The organism is Pseudomonas sp. BP01, from assembly GCF_022760795.1.
In the GTDB taxonomy this organism is placed as follows: domain Bacteria; phylum Pseudomonadota; class Gammaproteobacteria; order Pseudomonadales; family Pseudomonadaceae; genus Aquipseudomonas; species Aquipseudomonas putida_Q.
The window spans coordinates 34843-52780 of the sequence record NZ_JAFBKA010000031.1 but is presented as its reverse complement, the minus strand read 5'-3'; the positions used below and the strand labels follow the sequence as shown (position 1 = coordinate 52780).

Here is a 17938-nt window from a genome sequence, read left to right as displayed (position 1 = left end):
GCCGGCAAGCCAGCTCCCACAGGTACAGCTCACTGGTAGAAAATGGCACCCAACCTGTGGGAGCTGGCTTGCCGGCGATGGGGCGCGAAGCGGCCCCGCTTTTACTGGCGAGGCTCGCGCAGCGCCCGGGCCTTGAGGTATTCGCGCACTTCCACGGCATCCCCGGCAAACTCGATACGCTCGGCTTTGGCCGCACGCTGGTAGGCATACATCGGGTCGTAATACTCGTTCAGCAAGCCTTCGATCCAGCCCCGGTGCAGGTCCACCGCGCCGCTGCGCTGTTGCGCTTCAAGGGCGAGGCGCAGGATCTCAGAAAGCCGCTGATAGCGCTCCCCACCCAAGCGCTTGTTGATGTTGGCCATGCTTTGCAGCATGCGCTCGGCAAACAACCGGCGGCCATCCTCTTCGCCATGTACGGCGATAAACTCGGCACTCAGGTTGACCACGTAGTCGCGCAAGATGCGCTCCACGCGGTTGGCGAAGCGGTCTTCCAGCCACACCAGCGGGTACTGCTGCATACCCTGGTACAACTCCAGTGGCACCGTGCAGCTGCCGACAATGCGGCCTTCATCTTCCAGCACGAACTGCTCGCAGCCGCGGGCGCGCTTTTTCAGCACATCGATGGCCAGCTGGTTTTCGAAATCGATCTGCGCCGGTTGAGCAGTGGCACGTTTGCCGAAGCTGGAACCGCGATGGTTGGCGTGGCCTTCCAGGTCGAGCACGTTGTCCAGCTGGTGCAGCACATCGGTCTTGCCGGTACCGGTCAAACCGCCCACCAGCACAAAATCGCATTGCGCCACCGCCTGCTGGGTAGTCTCCAGCAGGAAGGTGCGCATGGCCTTGTAGCCACCTTTGACACGCGGGTACTGGATGCCTGCCTCATCGCGCAGCCAACCCTGCACGATCTGCGAACGCAGGCCGCCCCGGAAGCAGTACAGGTAACCTTGCGGGTGGGCCTGGGCGAACGCCACCCAAGCGTCCATCCGCGCCTGCTTGGTGGCGCCGCTGACCAGTTGGTGACCCAGGGCGATGGCGGCCGCCTGGCCCTGCTGTTTGAAGCAGGTGCCGACCTTCTGCCGCTCCTGGTCGTTCATCAGCGGCAGGTTGACCACGCCAGGGAAGGCGCCTTTGGCGAATTCAACAGGCGCGCGCATGTCCATCATCGGCACGTCGTCGAGGAACAGCTGACGGAAGTCGGTGCAGTCGGGGCGCATCAGATCACCTCGACCGCGTGGCTCTGTCGCTCGACCAGGTTGCCGATAGGCGACAGTTGCAGGCCCAGTTCGGCAGCTACGGCGAGGAACTCGGTTTCACCTTCCGGCGCAACCGCCACCAGCAGGCCGCCGCTGGTCTGCGGGTCGCACAGCAGGTGTTTCTGGTCGTCGTTGAGGGCGCCGATCTTGTGCCCGTAGCTTTCGTAGTTGCGCAGGGTCCCACCGGGGATGCAGCCCTCGGCCAGGTAGTGGTCGACACTGGGCAGACGCGGTACCACGGCGTAGTCCAGGTGCGCGGTGAGGCCGCTGCCTTCGGCCAGCTCGACCAGGTGGCCGAGCAGGCCGAAGCCGGTGACATCGGTCATGGCTTTGACCCCGTCGAGCTTGCCGAAGCGGCTGCCGGGGGTGTTGAGGGTGCACATCCAGTCGCGCGCCAGGCCCTGATCCTGCTCGCGCAGCTTGGCCTTTTTCTCGGCGGTGGTGAGGATGCCGATGCCCAGTGGCTTGGTCAGGTACAGCTGGCACCCAGCCGTGGCGGTGTCGTTGCGCTTGAGGTGGCGCTTGCTGACCACACCGGTGACGGCCAGGCCGAAGATTGGCTCGGGGGCGTCGATGGAGTGGCCACCCGCCAGCGGGATGCCGGCTTCGGCGCACACGGCGCGGCCGCCGCGGATCACTTCACGGGCCACTTCTGGTGGCAGCACGTTGACTGGCCAGCCAAGGATGGCGATGGCCATCAGCGGGTCGCCGCCCATGGCATAGATGTCGCTGATGGCGTTGGTGGCGGCGATGCGGCCGAAGTCGTACGGATCATCGACGATCGGCATGAAAAAATCGGTGGTCGAGACCACGCCGCGCTCATCGTCCAGTGCGTACACTGCTGCATCGTCGCGGGAGGCGTTGCCGACCCACAGTTTAGGGTCCAGGGCCTGGGTGCCGCTTTCGGCGAGGATCACGTCCAGCACCTTGGGGGAAATCTTGCAGCCACAGCCGGCACCATGGCTGTACTGGGTCAGGCGAATCGGCTCGCTCATGTGTACCTCAGCAGGTCAAATTGTTGCGCGATTGTAGCAAAGCTGGCCTTTGTGCCCCTGCCTCTTATAATTCACACCGTCGGCGGATTTGTCGGCATTTCCCCGCTATTGAACCGGAGAATACACATGCTCAACCGCCCCTTGGCGCTCGCCGCAGGTCTCGTGCTGTCTTGCTGTGCCGTTGCCGTTCAGGCTGCTGAAACCCTGCGGGTCAGCGCCATCCCCGACGAGGCGCCTACCGAACTGCAGCGCAAGTTCAAGCCACTGGGTGAATACCTGGCCAAGCAGCTGGGCATGGAAGTGAAGTTCGTACCGGTGGCCGATTACCCGGCGGTGGTCGAGTCGCTGGCCGCCGACCGCCTGGACCTGGCCTGGCTGGGCGGGTTCACGTTTGTCCAGGTACACCTGAAGGACCCGACTGCCACGCCGCTGGTGCAGCGTGAGCAGGACGCGCAGTTCACCTCCAAGTTCATCACTGCCAACCCCGACGTGAAGAGCCTGGCCGACCTCAAGGGCAAGTCGTTTGCCTTCGGTTCCATTTCGTCCACGTCGGGCAGCTTGATGCCGCGTTACTTCATGCTCAAGCAGGACAACATCAAGCCTGAAGCGTACTTCAGCCGTGTGGCCTACTCTGGCGCCCATGACGCCACCGTGGCCTGGGTGCAGGCTGGCAAGGTCGATGGTGGCGTGCTCAACGCCAGTGTGTGGCAAAAGCTGGTGGACGCCGGCAAGGTGGATACCAACAAGGTGAAGGTGTTTGCCACCACGCCTACCTACTTCGACTACAACTGGACCGTGCGCGGCAACATGGACCCGGCGTTGAAGGAGAAGATCAAGCAAGCCTTCCTTGGCCTCGACCCGGCCAACCCGGAGCACAAGGCGATCCTGGACCTGCAGGCTGCCAGCCGCTTCATCGAAACCAAACCTGAGAACTACGTGGGCACCGAGCAAGCCGCACGCGAGGCCGGCCTGCTCAAGTGACCGCTTCGAATGTAGCCATCCATCTGCACGGTGCCAGCCTGCGCCATGGCCAGGTCCGCGCGCTTGACGCGGTCAGCCTGTGCATCGGGCAGGGCGAGCGAGTCGCCATCATCGGGCCGTCGGGGGCGGGCAAGTCGAGCTTACTGCACCTGATGGCCACGGCCATCCAGCCCAGCGGCGGGCGCCTGGAGCTGCTCGGCGAGCAGCCTTGGGCGTTGTTGGCCCGGGCACGCCAGCGCCTGCGGGCGCGGGTTGGCCTGGTGCATCAGGCGCCGCCCTTGCCGCCACGCCAGCGGGTGGTGACGGCAGTACTGGCCGGCCGCCTGGGGCAGTGGGGGGTAATGCGCGGCTTGCTCAACCTGCTGTACCCCGGCGATGTACCCGGGGCACGGCAGGTTTTGGCGGAGCTGGGGCTGGCCGACAAACTGTTCGTGCAGTGTGGGCAATTGTCCGGTGGCCAGTTGCAGCGCGTGGGCATTGCCCGGGCGCTGTACCAGCGGCCGCAGGTGCTGCTGACCGATGAGCCGGTGTCGGCCATGGACCCGGTGCTGGCCGACCACAGCCTGGCCTTGCTCAACCGCCATGCCCAGGCCAACGGTGTGACGCTGGTGGCGAGCCTGCATGCCGTGGAGCTGGCGCTGGCGCATTTCCCTAGGGTGATCGGTATCCGCGAGGGGCGGGTGGTGTTTGACTGCCCGGCCGATGCGGTCACCCAACCCATGCTGGATGCGCTGTACGCCAACGAACAACTGGCTTCGCCGCCAACCCAAGGGCCGAGCCTGACCGTGCAGATTCCGCGATGCTGAAGGCCCACACCCGCGACCCGGCCCTGCTGCCGCGGTTGCTGCTGGCCTTGCTGGCCGTGGTCGTGCTGTGGCCTGGCATTCAGTTGAGCGAGTTGAACCCATGGGTACTGCTGCAAGCTGAGAACCGACAGCAGATTGCCAGTTTTACCAGCGCCTTCTGGCCACCGGCACACGATGCCGAGTTTCTTGCGTTGCTGTACGAAGCCACGCTGCAGACCCTGGCCGTGGCCACCGCCGGCATGGCGTTGGCATTGCTGCTGGCCGTTCCGGCCGGCCTTATGGCTAGCCGCGCCTTGTCGTTGCGTGCAGCCTCCCGTGGCGGGCGTGCCGGGCTATGGTCGCGGCTGCTGCGCCTGCCGGTGCGCGGGTTGCTCATTTTTCTGCGCAGCGTGCCGGAAATTGTCTGGGCGCTGCTGTTCGTTCGCGCCGTTGGGCTGGGGCCGACGGCGGGTGTACTGGCTATCGCCATCACCTACAGCGGCATGCTCGGCAAGGTCTACGCCGAAATCTTCGAGTCGGTCGATCAGCGCCCGGCCCATGCCTTGCTGCAGGCGGGCAGTGGCCGGCTGGCGGCGTTTCTCTACGGCATCCTGCCCAATGCTGCATCAGAAGTGGTGTCGTACACCGTGTACCGCTGGGAGTGCGCGGTCCGGGCTTCTGTGGTGATGGGCTTTGTCGGTGCTGGCGGGCTGGGCCAGCAGATCGACCTGTCGATGCGCATGTTCGCCGGTGCGCAAGTGGCGAGCATGCTGCTGACGTTCCTGCTGCTGGTGATGCTGGCCGACCTGCTCAGCCGCCTGCTGCGCTGGAGGCTGGCATGAACCGCGCAATCAACCTGTTGCTGCTTGGCGCCATCGCGGTGGCGGTGGTGGCCTCGTTTGCTTACCTTGAGCTGGACCTGCGCGCACTGGTAGGCAACGGCGGGTTAGGGCAAATGGGCCAGTATGCCGGGCGTTTCCTGCACCCGGACCTGTCTGCCGATCACCTGAAGGCAGTGTGGCATGGGGCGCTGGAGACCCTGGCCATGTCTGGCCTGGGCACCTTGTTGGCCATGGTGCTGGGGATGTTGCTGGCGCTGCCGGCGGCGGGGCGTTTCGGCTGGCCGCTGCAGGGCGCGGCGCGGTTGTTGCTGAATGCCCTGCGGGCCATCCCTGAACTGGTATGGGCGGCGCTGACGGTGCTGGCGGCAGGCCTTGGCCCCAATGCGGGTACCTTGGCCCTGGCGCTGCACACCGCTGGCGTGCTGGGGCGGTTGTTTGCCGAGGCGCTGGAGAACGCACCGCCAGAGCCGGCAGCGGCTATCCGCCTGCAGGGCGGCAGCCAGGTGGCGGCTTTCTGCTTTGGCACCTTGCCTAATCTGTGGCCGCAATTGCTGGCCTACAGCTTGTACCGCTGGGAGAACAACATCCGCATGGCCAGCGTGCTGGGGTTTGTCGGCGCGGGTGGCTTGGGGCAGATGCTGTACACCACCTTGAGCCTGTTCCAGGAGGCCCAGGCCAGCACGGTGATCATCGGGATGCTGGTGCTGGTGTTGCTGGTGGATGTGTTGAGCGATGCGTTGCGTCAGCGCTATGTGCGGGCCTGACACATAGCCGGGGCTGTAAGGCAGCCGCAAAATTCCTCAGGCATCCACCGCCTCGGCACACTGCGCCTCCCGCTGCATCGACTCCAGGTTCCGCTCGATCGTCTCGCAAATGGTATCCATCTGGATCTGGTGCTCACTGAACCTGAACGGGCTCTGTAAATCAGTCCCGATCCGCTCGATGGCCAGCAGCATGAACCCCACCACCGTCGATGCCAGCGGTGTGAACCAGCCCAGGGACTCCACCAGCCCCACCGGCACGATCAAACAGAACAGGGTAATGAACAGCCGCGGAAAATACACATAAGGGTAGGGCAGCGGCGTGTTGGCAATCCGCTCCATGCCACCCTGGGCGTTGGACAGGTCCACCAGCGTCGACTCCAGCCGGGCCAGGCGAATGCTGTCCAGCCGCCCGGCCTTGTATTCCCGCGCCAGCAAGGCCGCCGAACCGCCGAGAATGTCATTGGCGAAGTTGTTCGAACGGTTGCGGCGTTCGAACTCCGCGGGTGGGATGAAGGCCATCAGCTCGTCCGGGCAGCGTTCCCCCTTCAAGTGCGCCGCCAGGCAGTTCACATAGGCGATATGCCTGCGCAGCAGTGTGGCCTTGACCGGGTTCAGGCCATCATCCGGGTCATCGATCAGGGTCAGCGTCTGCCGGGCGAAGCTGCGCGACCCGTTCACCAGCGCCCCCCACAACGTGCGCGCCTCCCACCAGCGGTTGTAGGCACTGCTGTTGCGAAAACTCACTAGCACCACCAGCGCCGAGCCCAGCAAGGTCAGCGGGATCAGCGGCAGGGTGAACTTGCTGTTGAAGAACAGCATGAAATCGATGGTGACCAGCACATCCCAGATCAGCAGCCAGAACAGCGACCAGCCGATGTAGCCGATGGTCTTCACGACCAGGCGGTACTTGCGGGTGATGATGTCTTTCACGCGGGGTACCTCGAAACGCGGGGGATGCAGGATCGGACGTCGAGGGAAGGGCATGGTTCGGTGCGGTTCGTCGAGGTGTGTGAGCAAACGTATCTTGCTAGCTGAACACCTGCTTCATCTGCACCAACGCTACCCGCGTGCCGTCCCACGCTTGCCGCTCCTCGATGCCGAACGGTGTGAAGCCCAGCTGTGGATAAAGCAGCAGGCCGGCGGTGTTGTGATTGAAGCATGACACCCAGACCTCCCGGGCGCTGTACTGCAGGCGGGCGAGGTCGATCATTGCCGTTACCAGATAACGCGCTACACCAAAGCCGCGGGCGCTGGGGGCCACCACTACGTTGCCCAAGGCACATACGCCGCCATGTTCGGCTTTGTAGAAATTGGCGAAGGCCAGGACAGCGCCATTACCTTCCACTACCGTGGAGCCGCTGCGTTGGGCTATGGCGTCGCTCAGCTGGTTGGGGGTGAGGGGGTAGGTGGCTTTGGGGAACATGTAGAACAGTTCGTCCGGGCCCTGCGGGAAATTGCAGATGACCGGGATGTCGTCAGGGTGGATGGGGCGGTGGGTCAGGTGCATGGCAGGTCCCTCTTGCGCTAGCGGATCGGGCCTCTTCGCGGGTGAACCCGCTCCCACAGGTACTGCACAAGACTCAAATCGTGTGCAGGCCCTGTGGGAGCGGGTTTACCCGCGAAGAGGCCATCAGCCTCACATCATAGGCCGCTTTCCATCCAACATCGCGCCCCGATTCAAGGCTTGGCGGCCACCGCCACGTAGCCTTTGACCGAAGCCGGTGCCTGGGGCTTGGCCTTGTGCGCCAGCAGGTACTGATAGCGCCGCCATTCCTTGTCGATTTCGCTGAACGACATGAACACGCTGATCCGGTCCTTGCCGGCCAGGTCGGGACGCTTGCCGGCGTCAATCTCGCTGGTGGGAATGATGGCGACGTTGATGCCCACCACCGTGCCGTCATCGGCAAACACGGGTCCGCCCGACATGCCCTTGGTGATCGGGCCGTCATGCACCGAGTAGAAGACACTGCCAGGGGTGCCTTCCAGGCGTACCAATGACGGCAGGGCATGGCCCTTGCCCTGCATCGGCATCATGAAACTGTTGAAACCTACCGCCGTCACCGCTTCCCCAGCCACGTACTGGCGCCAGCGCGGCACGCTGCTGGCCTTGTGCTTGAAGAACACCACATCGCCGAGGCCCTCGTGGACCACGTTGCGCAGGAAGGGGGTGTGTTTGGCGGTTACTGCGTAATCCTCGTTCCACTGGATGGCACTGGCCATCAGCAACATCGGCAGCGGCGCACCCGAGGTGACCACGAAAGCCTGGCTGTAAACGGGATCTGAAACGTACGACGTTGGCACTCCATTGCACCCACTGAGCAGCATCATTGCCGCCATACAGGGCGCGATTGTTTTCATGGGTCACACAGGGCGTGGAGAAATGGGAGCGCAACTATGGCCAAGTGCTATTACGCTAACAATACTTTCGGCTTATATCCGACGAATGACAGCTTAAGTGTTAATCCTGACTGCGGCCAATAGAATGCAGATATGGCTGCAGGACGCGAAGTCATTGGGGTGCCGTCAACTATTCCGTGCTGCTCCTGCCGTGACTTTCCACGCTGCAATCTCTACGTGAGACCAAAATTCAGGCATAAAAAAACCGACCATAAGGTCGGTTTTTTCCGGATCTTGGTGCCCCGAGGGAGACTCGAACTCCCACTCCTTTCGAAAACGGATTTTGAATCCGCCGCGTCTACCAATTCCGCCATCAGGGCGTGTGGCGCGCAGTATAGAGAGGTGCCGCTAGTCGGTCAATCGGCTTTCATGGTCAATTTTCACACATTGGGCTAAACTTCCCGGCCCTGCCGAACCGAACATCATCATGCGCGTCGCCGATTTTTCCTTCGAACTCCCTGATTCCCTGATCGCCCGCCACCCGTTGGCCGAGCGCCATGGCAGCCGTCTGCTGGTGCTCGATGGGCCGACCGGCGCGCTGGCGCACCGGCAATTCCCCGACCTGCTCGAGTATCTGCGCCCCGGCGACCTGATGGTGTTCAACAACACCCGGGTCATCCCGGCGCGGTTGTTTGGCCAGAAAGCCTCCGGCGGCAAGCTGGAAGTGCTGGTCGAGCGCGTGCTCGACAGCCATCGGGTGCTGGCCCATGTGCGTGCCAGCAAAGCGCCGAAAGAAGGCGCGGTCATCCTCATCGATGGCGGTGGCGAGGCCGAAATGGTCGCACGCCATGACACGCTGTTCGAGCTGCGCTTCACCGAAGAGGTGCTGCCATTGCTCGACCGTGTCGGCCACATGCCGCTGCCGCCCTACATCGACCGCCCCGACGAGGGCGCCGACCGTGAGCGCTACCAGACCGTGTACGCCCAGCGCGCCGGTGCGGTTGCCGCGCCCACTGCGGGCCTGCACTTTGACGAAGCGCTGCTGGAAAAGATTGCTGCCAAAGGTGTGGAGCGGGCTTTCGTTACCCTGCACGTGGGTGCGGGCACGTTCCAGCCGGTGCGGGTCGACAAGATCGAAGACCACCACATGCACAAGGAATGGCTCGAAGTGGGCCAGGATGTGGTCGATGCCATCGAGGCCTGCCGTGCACGTGGCGGCCGGGTGATCGCGGTCGGTACCACCAGCGTGCGTTCGCTGGAAAGCGCGGCGCGCGATGGCGTACTCAAGGCCTTCAGCGGCGACACCGACATCTTCATCTACCCGGGCCGGCCGTTCCATGTGGTCGATGCCCTGGTCACCAACTTCCACCTGCCGGAGTCCACGCTGCTGATGCTGGTCTCGGCGTTCGCCGGTTACCCCGAGACCATGGCTGCCTACGCGGCGGCGGTCGAGAACGGGTACCGCTTCTTCAGTTACGGTGATGCCATGTTCATCACCCGCAATCCGGCGCCACGCGGCCCCGAGGATCAAGCATGAGTCGCACCTGTCGAATGTCCTTCGAACTGCTGGCTACCGACGGCAAGGCCCGTCGTGGTCGCATCACCTTCCCACGTGGCACGGTGGAAACCCCGGCGTTCATGCCGGTGGGCACCTATGGCACGGTCAAGGGCATGCTGCCACGCGATATCGAGGCCATCGGCGCCGAGATGATCCTGGGCAACACCTTCCACCTGTGGCTGCGCCCGGGCACCGAGGTGATCAAGAAGCACAACGGCCTGCACGACTTCATGCAGTGGAAAGGCCCGATCCTCACCGACTCCGGTGGCTTCCAGGTGTTCAGCCTGGGCGCCATGCGCAAGATCAAGGAAGAGGGCGTGACCTTTGCCTCGCCAGTCGATGGCTCGAAGGTGTTCATGGGCCCGGAAGAGTCGATGCAGGTGCAGCGTGACCTGGGCTCGGACGTGGTGATGATCTTCGACGAGTGCACCCCGTACCCGGCCGAGCACGACGTGGCACGTACTTCCATGGAACTGTCGCTGCGCTGGGCCCAGCGCTCGAAGAACGCCCACGCCGACAACACCGCGGCGCTGTTTGGCATCGTCCAGGGCGGCATGTACCAGGACCTGCGCATGCGCTCGCTGGAAGGCCTGGAAAACATCGGCTTCGATGGCCTGGCCATTGGCGGCCTGTCGGTCGGCGAACCCAAGCACGAAATGATCAAGGTGCTGGATTACCTGCCGGGCATGATGCCTGCTGACAAACCTCGTTACCTTATGGGGGTAGGCAAACCGGAAGATCTGGTTGAGGGTGTGCGCCGCGGCGTCGACATGTTCGACTGCGTGATGCCTACGCGTAACGCACGTAACGGCCATCTGTTTGTCGATACAGGGGTGATCAAGATCCGCAATGCGTTCCATCGCCACGATGAATCGCCGCTGGACCCGACCTGTGACTGCTATACCTGCACCAACTTCTCCCGCGCCTATCTCCATCACCTGGACAAGTGCGGCGAAATGCTGAGCAGCATGCTAAATACCATCCACAACTTGCGCCATTACCAGCGCTTGATGGCCGGTTTACGCGAGGCTATTCAACAGGGTAAATTGGCCGCCTTCGTCGACGCCTTCTACGCCAAGCGCGGGCTTCCTGTACCGCCTTTGGACTGACTGTCTGCATCCATTATTAGAAAATTACATTAGGAGTGCCCAATGAGCTTCTTCATCCCCGCCGCATACGCGGACGCTGCAGCACCTGCCGCTGGCCCAGCCGGTACCGGTTTCGAGTGGATTTTCCTGGTCGGTTTCCTGGTCATCTTCTACCTGATGATCTGGCGCCCTCAGGCCAAGCGCGCCAAAGAGCAGAAGAACCTGCTCGGCAACTTGCAGAAAGGTGACGAAGTTGTCACCAACGGCGGTATCGCCGGCAAGATCGTCAAGGTTTCCGATGATTTCGTGGTGCTGGAAGTTTCCGACACTGTCGAGCTGAAGTTCCAGAAGGGCGCCATCGCGGCAACCCTGCCAAAAGGTACGCTCAAGGCTATCTGAGTTACCGGTTTTATTTTCCAGTCGGGGCGCGCAAAGCGCCCCGCGTCTTGAACGGGCGGCGTGATGCTGAACAAATACCCTCTGTGGAAATATGCACTGATCGTGCTGGTACTGGTGGTCGGTTTCATTTATTCCGCTCCTAACCTCTACCCGGATGACCCGGCGGTACAGATCAGCGGTGCCAGCTCGGCGCTGCAGGTGAGCCAGGCCGACCTCGATCGCGTCAGCAAGGCGCTGGTCGATGCCAAGATCACCGTCAAGGGCGCGAGCCTGGGTGAGAAGGGCAGCGGGCTGATCCGCCTGACCAACCAGGAAGACCAGCTGCCAGCCAAGGATGTCGTGCGCAAGGCCCTGGGCGATGATTACGTCGTGGCCCTGAACCTGGCACAAACTACCCCGCAATGGCTGCGCAACCTGGGTGCAAGCCCGATGAAACTGGGCCTGGACCTGTCTGGTGGTGTGCACTTCCTGCTGGAAGTGGACATGGACAAGGCCATGACGGCCCGCATGAAAGTCTACGAAGGCGAGGTCAAGACCTTGCTGCGCAAAGAGCGCGTCCGCTACCGCAGCCTGCCTCAGCAGGATGGCGGCATCATGCTGGGCTTCGCTGACGATGCAACCCGCGAACAGGCACGTGCCCTGATCCGCAAGAATTTCAATGATTTCGACCTGACCACCACCGAGCGCAACGACCTCGCCGTGCTGCGTCTGGCGCTGACTCAGGCCAAAGTTGCCGAGATCCGCGAATACTCGATCAAGCAGAACCTCACCACCGTCCGCAACCGTGTCAACGAGCTGGGCGTGGCTGAGCCGCTGGTACAGCGCCAGGGCGCCAACCGTATCGTGGTCGAGCTGCCTGGTGTGCAGGACACTGCCGAAGCCAAGCGTATTCTCGGTAAAACCGCCAACCTGGAGTTCCGCTTTGGTGCCGAACCAGGTGCGTCCAAGGCCACTACCGAAGTATTCGAGTTCCGTGAAGGCGGCCGTTCTGCTCCGGTCGAGCGCGGGCTGATCATCACCGGTGACCAGGTGACCGATGCCCAGGCCAGCTTTGACGAGCACGGCCGTCCACAAGTGAACATCCGCCTGGATGGCCACGGTGGCGAGCTGATGAGCCGTGCTACGCGCAGCAACGTCGGCCGCAGCATGGCGGTGATCTTCATCGAGCAGAAGCCGGTGACCCGCTACGTGAAGCAGACCGTCGACGGCGTCGAGAAAGACGTTGCCGTACAAAGCTTCGTGGAAGAGAAAAAGATCATCAGCCTGGCGACCATCCAGTCGCCGCTGGGCAGCCAGTTCCGCATCACCGGCCTGAACGGCCAGGGCGAATCGTCCGAGCTGGCCCTGCTGTTGCGTGCCGGTGGTCTGGCCGCGCCGATGTACTTCGCCGAAGAACGTACCATTGGCCCAAGCCTGGGTGCCGACAACATCACCAAGGGTATCGATGCGTCGCTGTGGGGCATGCTGTTCGTCTCGCTGTTCATCATCGCCATCTACCGCGGCTTTGGCGTGATCGCCACCATCGCCCTGGCGGGCAACATGGTCTTGCTGCTGGCGCTGATGTCGCTGCTGGGCGCCACCCTGACGCTGCCGGGTATTGCCGGTATCGTGCTGACCATGGGTATGGCGGTAGACGCCAACGTGCTGATCTTCTCGCGTATCCGCGAAGAGCTGAAAGCCGGCATGTCGGTACAGCGCGCCATCCACGAAGGCTTCAACCGCGCCTACACCGCGATCATCGACGCCAACCTGACCAGCCTGCTGGTCGGCGGTATCCTGTTCGCCATGGGTACCGGCCCGGTCAAAGGCTTTGCGGTAACCATGTCCCTCGGGATTTTCACCTCGATGTTCACCGCCGTCATGGTGACCCGCGCAATGGTCAACCTGACCTGCGGCGGGCGTGACATCAAGAAGCTGTGGGTTTGAGGGAGCTGCGATGAAAACCATCAACTTCATGGGCGTGCGCAATGTCGCGTTCGCCATTACCGTGCTCCTCACCGTGCTGGCGCTGTTCAGCTGGTGGCAGAAGGGCCTCAACTTTGGCCTGGACTTCACCGGCGGTACGCTGATCGAGCTGACTTACGAGCGCCCGGCCGACCTCAAGGCGGTGCGTGCCGAGCTGGTCGATTCCGGCTTCCACGAGGCCGTGGTGCAGAGCTTCGGCGCTACCACCGACCTGCTGGTGCGTATGCCGGGCGATGACCCGCAGCTGGGTAACAAGGTGGCCGCTGCTCTGCAGAAGGCCGGCGGCGACAACCCGGCCACGCTCAAGCGTGTCGAGTTTGTTGGCCCGCAGGTGGGTGAAGAGCTGCGTGACCAGGGCGGCATGGGCATGCTCATGGCCTTGGGCGGCATCCTTATCTACCTGGCCTTCCGTTTTCAGTGGAAGTTCGCCGTGGGTGCGATCATCTCGCTGATCCACGACGTGGTGGTCACCCTGGGTATCCTGTCGTTTTTCCAGATCACCTTCGACTTGACGGTACTGGCGGCGGTGCTGGCCATCATCGGCTACTCGCTGAACGACACCATCGTCGTGTTCGACCGGGTACGTGAGAACTTCCGCGTCATGCGCAAGGCCTCGCTGATCGAGAACATCAACGTTTCGACCACCCAGACCCTGCTGCGCACCATCGCCACGTCGGTTTCGACCTTGCTGGCCATTGCCGCGCTGCTGTTCTTCGGTGGCGACAACCTGTTCGGCTTCTCGCTGGCCCTGTTCATCGGTGTAATGGCTGGTACCTACTCGTCGATCTACATCGCCAACGTGGTCCTGATCTGGCTGAACCTTAACAGCGAAGACCTGATCCCTCCAGTCAAGGCTGAAGGTGTGGACGAGCGCCCGTAAGGCCCCGTCCCTACGCCGTACGGCGACCAAAAGGCGCGAGTGTTGAACTCGCGCCTTTTTTTTTGCTCCAAGGCTGGGAGAAGCGCGGGTTGATACCCGCTGGTACGATCAGGAGGTTCACGTGAACAAATCAATGCTGGTGGGTGCGGTGCTGGGTGCTGTCGGTGTAACAGCCGGAGGTGCTGTGGCGACCTACAGCTTGGTGAACAAAGGCCCCGAAGTCGCTCAGGTGACTGACGTGCAGCCGATCAAGCAGCAGGTGAAGACCCCGCGTGAAGTATGCAAGGACGTGGCCGTGACGCGTCAGGCGCCGGTCAAGGACCAGCACCAGATTGCCGGTACCGTGGTCGGTGCGCTGGCAGGTGGCTTGCTGGGTAACCAGATTGGCGGTGGTACCGGCAAGAAGATCGCTACCGTGGCCGGTGCGGTCGGTGGTGGTTATGCCGGTAACAAGGTGCAGGAAGGCATGCAGCAGCGTGACACCTACACCACCACGCAAACCCGCTGCAATACGGTCAATGACATCAGCGAGAAGGTGGTGGGTTACAACGTGACCTATTCCATCGGTGATCAGGTAGGCAAGGTGAAGATGGATCGCGAGCCAGGGTCGACCATTCCGCTGGACAAGAATGGCAAGTTGATCCTGAGCGAAGCTGCCCAGTAATTTCGTACGCGGTCTGCTTTGTGTAGGAGCGGCCTTGTGTCGCGATGGGGCGCGCAGCGGCCCCAGGTTCTATGATCCATCAGAGATCCCCGGGGCTGCTTTGCAGCCCATCGCGACACAAGGCCGCTCCTACAAGGACCGCGTAAGCTCTGGGCACAAAAAAAGCACCCCGAGGGGTGCTTTTTGCTTTCTGGCAATTGGCGCTTAGCGCTTCATGCTCTCTGGCAGGTGCGGCTGGATAGCGGTCAGCACGGCCTTGAAGCACTTGATGTTGCCTGCAACGATGTGGCCTTTGTCGAGGAAGTCGTGGCCACCGTTGAAGTCGCTCACCAGGCCACCGGCTTCCTGGATCAGCAGCACGCCAGCTGCCATGTCCCATTCGGACAGGCCCGACTCCCAGAAGGCGTCGAAGCGGCCAGCGGCCACGTAGGCGAGGTCCAGGCTGGCCGAGCCGGCGCGGCGGATGCCGGCGGTCTGGCCAGTCAGGGCGCGGAACATGCCCAGGTAGTTGTCCATGTCGGCCATCTGGCCATCACGGAACGGGAAGCCGGTACCCAGCAGGGCGCCTTCCAGGCTGGTGCGCGAGCTGACGCGCAGGCGACGGCCATTGAGCTGGGCGCCACGGCCACGGCTGGCGGTGAATTCTTCCTGGCGTACCGGGTCGAGCACCACGGCGTGCTCAAGGCGGCCACGGTATTTGCAGGCGATGCTGACGGCGAAGTGGGGGATGCCGCGCAGGAAGTTGGTGGTACCGTCCAGTGGATCGATGATCCACAGGTAGTCTTTACCTTCTTCGCCGGTGCCCGCGTGCATGCCCGTCTCTTCACCCTGGATGGAGTGGTTCGGGTAGGCCTTGCGCAGCGCGTCGACGATCTTCTGCTCGGCGGCACGATCAACCTCGGAAACGTAGTCCTTAGCCTCTTTCTCGTCCACCTTGATGCTATCCAGGCGTTCGATGGAGCGGAAAATCAGTTCACTGGCGCTGCGAGCGGCGCGCAGGGCGATATTCAGCATAGGCTGCATGGGCGGGTCACCTGGAGATGTTAAAGAAGAAAGCCGATCATTCTAGCAGAAAACTTTGTCGGCAGAAGTGTCACATTTGCTTTCATGGCGTTACGTCTGTCGGTTCTGTAAGATCGAAGGCCCTGATTCCTGCATCTGTGAGCACAACACCTTGCTGCAAAATATTCGTGTTGTTCTGGTCAATACCAGCCACCCCGGCAACATCGGCGGCGCTGCGCGTGCCATGAAAAACATGGGCTTGTCGCGCCTGGTGCTGGTGCAGCCGAAAGAATTCCCCGCCCTGGAAGCCAGTGCCCGCGCCTCGGGCGCCGACGATGTGCTGGCTAACGCCCAGGTGGTCGACAGCCTTGAACAGGCGCTGGTCGGCTGCAACCTGGTGATGGGTACCAGCGCCCGTGAGCGCAGCATCCCCTGGCCGTTGATTGGCCCGCGCGAGTGCGGCGCCAAGGCGGTGGAGCATGCCAAGGGTGGTGAAGAGATCGCCCTGGTGTTCGGGCGCGAACATGCCGGCCTGACCAACGAAGAACTGCAGCGATGTCACTTCCACGTGCACATTCCCTCCAACCCCGACTTCAGCTCGCTGAACCTCGCGGCCGCTGTGCAGGTGCTCTCCTACGAGGTGCGCATGGCATCGCTGGCTGCCGGTGAGGCGCCGGGCAAAGTCGAGAAGGTTGACGCCAGCGAGCTGGCGACAATGGACGAAATGGAGCTGTTCTACGACCACCTGGAGAAAACCCTGGTGGGCATCGGCTTCCTCGACCCCGAAAAACCCAAGCACCTGATGCCGCGCCTGCGCCGGCTGTATGGGCGGGTGGCGGTCGAGCGTACGGAAATGAGCATTTTGCGCGGCATCCTCACCGAGACCCAGAAAGTGGTCCGGGGCGAGCCGCATAAACGGAAGGACTGACAGATGTTCGAACGCCTGCGTGAAGATATTCAAAGCGTATTCCACCGTGACCCGGCTGCGCGCAATGCCTTCGAGGTGCTCACCTGCTACCCGGGCATGCATGCCATTTGGCTGCACCGCCTGGGCAATGCCCTGTGGAAGCGTGATTTCAAGTGGCTGGCCCGGCTGGTGTCCAACTTCGGCCGCTGGCTGACCGGTATCGAGATCCATCCCGGTGCCACCATCGGCCGGCGCTTCTTCATTGACCACGGCATGGGCATCGTCATCGGCGAAACCGCCGAGATCGGCGATGACGTCACCCTTTATCAGGGCGTGACCCTGGGGGGCACCAGCTGGAACAAAGGCAAGCGCCACCCCACCCTGGAAAACGGCGTGGTGGTGGGGGCGGGGGCCAAGGTGCTGGGACCGTTCACCGTCGGCGCCGGGGCCAAGATCGGCTCCAATGCGGTGGTGACCAAGGCCGTGCCGGCCGGCGCCACGGCGGTGGGTATCCCGGGGCGCATCATCGTCAAGAGCGAGGACACCGAAGTCGAGGCCAAGCGCAAGGCCATGGCCGAGAAGATCGGCTTCGATGCCTACGGTGTCAGCGGCGACATGCCCGACCCGGTTGCGCGTGCCATCGGGCAGATGCTCGACCATTTGCAGGCGGTCGACGAGCGGTTGGAGGGCATGTGTGGCGCCCTGACCAAGATGGGCAGCGACTACTGCGCCAAGGAGCTGCCGGCCCTGCCGGAAGATGATTTTACCGAGGTTGCCCAGGTGGCCCAGCGCGACACTCAGTCGCATTGATTGCGCCGCACTGAAGTCATGGTGACATACGGGGCGTGTGCTCACGCCCCTCGTCTGCTACAATCGCGCCCGCCTCCCCGATGCAAACCCGACTAAAGCAGTAGGTCTAATAGTTGACTTAAATGCTCGGGAATCGCATACTCGTACACATCCCGAAACTCCCGTGGTACCCAATAGCCATGCGACTGACTACCAAAGGCCGATACGCCGTGACTGCCATGCTTGACCTGGCGTTGCACGCGCAGCATGGGCCGGTGTCTTTGGCCGACATTTCCGAGCGCCAGGGCATATCCCTCTCTTATCTGGAACAGTTGTTTGCCAAGCTGCGCCGTAGCAGCCTGGTCTCCAGCGTGCGCGGTCCAGGCGGTGGCTACCAGCTGTCGCGGGGCATGGAAACCATCCAGGTGGCCCAGGTCATCGATGCGGTCAACGAATCGGTCGATGCTACCCGTTGCCAAGGGCTTGGGGACTGCCATGCCGGTGATACCTGCCTGACCCACCACCTGTGGTGCGACCTCAGCCAGCAGATCCATGAATTCCTCAGCGGCATCAGCCTGGCCGACCTCGTCATGCGCCGTGAGGTGCAGGAAGTTGCCCAGCGCCAGGACCTGCGTCGTGTCGCAGGCCGAACCGCCCAGCTGGACAAGATTGAGACGTCCGCCGTCGATTGATCCCCCAGGGACGACGAGCGACGCCACCGCCTGATAG

19 protein-coding genes and 1 tRNA gene are annotated in these 17938 nt (G+C 62.7%); 13 read left to right on the top strand and 7 right to left on the bottom strand.

Translation table 11 applies throughout. From position 1 onward, the window contains the following. Positions 1-101 precede the first annotated feature (101 nt). Both mnmH and selD read right to left on the bottom strand, forming a co-directional pair. Positions 102-1214: a tRNA 2-selenouridine(34) synthase MnmH gene (gene mnmH, locus JOY50_RS22920; RefSeq protein WP_243055893.1), complete on the bottom strand. Its 1113-nt coding sequence runs from the start codon at positions 1212-1214 to the stop codon at positions 102-104. Beyond that, the gene (gene selD / locus JOY50_RS22915) at positions 1214-2248 is read right to left on the bottom strand and encodes a selenide, water dikinase SelD (RefSeq protein WP_243055891.1); all 1035 of its coding nucleotides are present in this window, start codon (positions 2246-2248) and stop codon (positions 1214-1216) included. Before selD ends, mnmH begins: the two co-directional genes overlap by 1 nt. A 126-nt stretch (positions 2249-2374) precedes the next feature. On the opposite strand from selD, the gene JOY50_RS22910 reads away from it, so the two are divergent. From JOY50_RS22910 to phnE, 4 genes are read left to right on the top strand one after another with little or no spacing between them, the layout of a single operon-like run. After that, positions 2375-3229 carry a putative selenate ABC transporter substrate-binding protein gene (locus JOY50_RS22910; RefSeq protein ID WP_132846401.1) on the top strand — a complete coding sequence of 285 codons (855 nt, stop codon included), beginning with the start codon at positions 2375-2377 and terminating at the stop codon, positions 3227-3229. Then, entirely contained in the window at positions 3226-4035 is an 810-nt protein-coding gene (locus JOY50_RS22905; protein ID WP_243055889.1) for a phosphonate ABC transporter ATP-binding protein, read from the top strand. The genes JOY50_RS22910 and JOY50_RS22905 overlap by 4 nt, the downstream gene beginning before the upstream one ends. After that, the gene (locus JOY50_RS22900; RefSeq protein ID WP_019472634.1) at positions 4029-4856 is read left to right on the top strand and encodes an ABC transporter permease; all 828 of its coding nucleotides are present in this window, start codon (positions 4029-4031) and stop codon (positions 4854-4856) included. Before JOY50_RS22905 ends, JOY50_RS22900 begins: the two co-directional genes overlap by 7 nt. Next, positions 4853-5620, top strand: coding sequence for a phosphonate ABC transporter, permease protein PhnE (gene phnE, locus JOY50_RS22895; protein WP_132846404.1), 768 nt, complete (start codon positions 4853-4855; stop codon positions 5618-5620). The genes JOY50_RS22900 and phnE overlap by 4 nt, the downstream gene beginning before the upstream one ends. A 36-nt stretch (positions 5621-5656) precedes the next feature. Here phnE and JOY50_RS22890 read toward each other — a convergent pair whose 3' ends face one another. From JOY50_RS22890 to JOY50_RS22875, 4 genes are all read right to left on the bottom strand, one after another. Further along, positions 5657-6550, bottom strand: a complete 894-nt coding sequence (locus JOY50_RS22890) for a bestrophin family protein (protein ID WP_132846405.1) — start codon at positions 6548-6550, stop codon at positions 5657-5659. Positions 6551-6647: 97 nt separating this feature from the next. Next, positions 6648-7127 carry a GNAT family N-acetyltransferase gene (locus JOY50_RS22885; protein ID WP_132846406.1) on the bottom strand — a complete coding sequence of 160 codons (480 nt, stop codon included), beginning with the start codon at positions 7125-7127 and terminating at the stop codon, positions 6648-6650. A 170-nt stretch (positions 7128-7297) separates the two neighbouring features. Then, on the bottom strand, positions 7298-7945 hold the full coding sequence (locus tag JOY50_RS22880; RefSeq protein ID WP_243055902.1) for a serine protease: 648 nt from the start codon (positions 7943-7945) through the stop codon (positions 7298-7300). 307 nt (positions 7946-8252) lie between these two features. Then, positions 8253-8337, bottom strand: a tRNA-Leu gene (locus tag JOY50_RS22875). A 107-nt stretch (positions 8338-8444) separates the two neighbouring features. Between JOY50_RS22875 and queA the strand changes: the two genes are divergently transcribed. The 6 genes from queA to JOY50_RS22845 all read left to right on the top strand — a co-directional run bounded on the left by queA (position 8445) and on the right by JOY50_RS22845 (position 14511). Next, complete coding sequence (gene queA / locus JOY50_RS22870) at positions 8445-9494, top strand: tRNA preQ1(34) S-adenosylmethionine ribosyltransferase-isomerase QueA (protein ID WP_132846451.1); 1050 nt, start codon at positions 8445-8447, stop codon at positions 9492-9494. Between the two features lie 14 nt (positions 9495-9508). Beyond that, on the top strand, positions 9509-10624 hold the full coding sequence (gene tgt, locus JOY50_RS22865) for a tRNA guanosine(34) transglycosylase Tgt (protein ID WP_016501406.1): 1116 nt from the start codon (positions 9509-9511) through the stop codon (positions 10622-10624). Between the two features lie 42 nt (positions 10625-10666). Then, a complete protein-coding gene (gene yajC, locus JOY50_RS22860) occupies positions 10667-11002 on the top strand; it encodes a preprotein translocase subunit YajC (protein WP_016484964.1) in 336 nt (111 codons plus the stop codon). Between the two features lie 63 nt (positions 11003-11065). Beyond that, on the top strand, positions 11066-12928 hold the full coding sequence (secD, locus tag JOY50_RS22855) for a protein translocase subunit SecD (protein ID WP_019472643.1): 1863 nt from the start codon (positions 11066-11068) through the stop codon (positions 12926-12928). Between the two features lie 10 nt (positions 12929-12938). Next, positions 12939-13847: a protein translocase subunit SecF gene (gene secF, locus JOY50_RS22850; protein WP_019472644.1), complete on the top strand. Its 909-nt coding sequence runs from the start codon at positions 12939-12941 to the stop codon at positions 13845-13847. A gap of 121 nt (positions 13848-13968) precedes the next feature. Beyond that, positions 13969-14511 carry a glycine zipper 2TM domain-containing protein gene (locus JOY50_RS22845; RefSeq protein WP_026034597.1) on the top strand — a complete coding sequence of 181 codons (543 nt, stop codon included), beginning with the start codon at positions 13969-13971 and terminating at the stop codon, positions 14509-14511. 204 nt (positions 14512-14715) lie between these two features. On the opposite strand, the gene suhB is transcribed toward JOY50_RS22845, so the two are convergent. Continuing rightward, the gene (gene suhB, locus JOY50_RS22840) at positions 14716-15534 is read right to left on the bottom strand and encodes an inositol-phosphate phosphatase (protein ID WP_012270588.1); all 819 of its coding nucleotides are present in this window, start codon (positions 15532-15534) and stop codon (positions 14716-14718) included. Positions 15535-15685: 151 nt separating this feature from the next. On the opposite strand from suhB, the gene trmJ reads away from it, so the two are divergent. From trmJ to iscR, 3 genes are all read left to right on the top strand, one after another. After that, positions 15686-16441: a tRNA (cytosine(32)/uridine(32)-2'-O)-methyltransferase TrmJ gene (gene trmJ / locus JOY50_RS22835; RefSeq protein ID WP_026034598.1), complete on the top strand. Its 756-nt coding sequence runs from the start codon at positions 15686-15688 to the stop codon at positions 16439-16441. Positions 16442-16444: 3 nt separating this feature from the next. Continuing rightward, entirely contained in the window at positions 16445-17230 is a 786-nt protein-coding gene (cysE, locus tag JOY50_RS22830; protein WP_016501401.1) for a serine O-acetyltransferase, read from the top strand. Positions 17231-17409: 179 nt separating this feature from the next. Then, entirely contained in the window at positions 17410-17901 is a 492-nt protein-coding gene (gene iscR, locus JOY50_RS22825; RefSeq protein ID WP_008092572.1) for a Fe-S cluster assembly transcriptional regulator IscR, read from the top strand. The last annotated feature ends 37 nt before the right edge of the window (positions 17902-17938 follow it).

Coding starts and splice junctions, on each gene's coding strand:
- mnmH (WP_243055893.1), bottom strand. CDS start 1,214: ATGCGCCCCGACTGCACCGACTTCCGTCAGCTGTTCCTCGACGACGTG.
- selD (WP_243055891.1), bottom strand. CDS start 2,248: ATGAGCGAGCCGATTCGCCTGACCCAGTACAGCCATGGTGCCGGCTGT.
- JOY50_RS22910 (WP_132846401.1), top strand. CDS start 2,375: ATGCTCAACCGCCCCTTGGCGCTCGCCGCAGGTCTCGTGCTGTCTTGC.
- JOY50_RS22900 (WP_019472634.1), top strand. CDS start 4,029: ATGCTGAAGGCCCACACCCGCGACCCGGCCCTGCTGCCGCGGTTGCTG.
- phnE (WP_132846404.1), top strand. CDS start 4,853: ATGAACCGCGCAATCAACCTGTTGCTGCTTGGCGCCATCGCGGTGGCG.
- JOY50_RS22885 (WP_132846406.1), bottom strand. CDS start 7,127: ATGCACCTGACCCACCGCCCCATCCACCCTGACGACATCCCGGTCATC.
- JOY50_RS22880 (WP_243055902.1), bottom strand. CDS start 7,945: ATGCTGCTCAGTGGGTGCAATGGAGTGCCAACGTCGTACGTTTCAGAT.
- queA (WP_132846451.1), top strand. CDS start 8,445: ATGCGCGTCGCCGATTTTTCCTTCGAACTCCCTGATTCCCTGATCGCC.
- tgt (WP_016501406.1), top strand. CDS start 9,509: ATGTCCTTCGAACTGCTGGCTACCGACGGCAAGGCCCGTCGTGGTCGC.
- yajC (WP_016484964.1), top strand. CDS start 10,667: ATGAGCTTCTTCATCCCCGCCGCATACGCGGACGCTGCAGCACCTGCC.
- secD (WP_019472643.1), top strand. CDS start 11,066: ATGCTGAACAAATACCCTCTGTGGAAATATGCACTGATCGTGCTGGTA.
- secF (WP_019472644.1), top strand. CDS start 12,939: ATGAAAACCATCAACTTCATGGGCGTGCGCAATGTCGCGTTCGCCATT.
- suhB (WP_012270588.1), bottom strand. CDS start 15,534: ATGCAGCCTATGCTGAATATCGCCCTGCGCGCCGCTCGCAGCGCCAGT.
- cysE (WP_016501401.1), top strand. CDS start 16,445: ATGTTCGAACGCCTGCGTGAAGATATTCAAAGCGTATTCCACCGTGAC.
- iscR (WP_008092572.1), top strand. CDS start 17,410: ATGCGACTGACTACCAAAGGCCGATACGCCGTGACTGCCATGCTTGAC.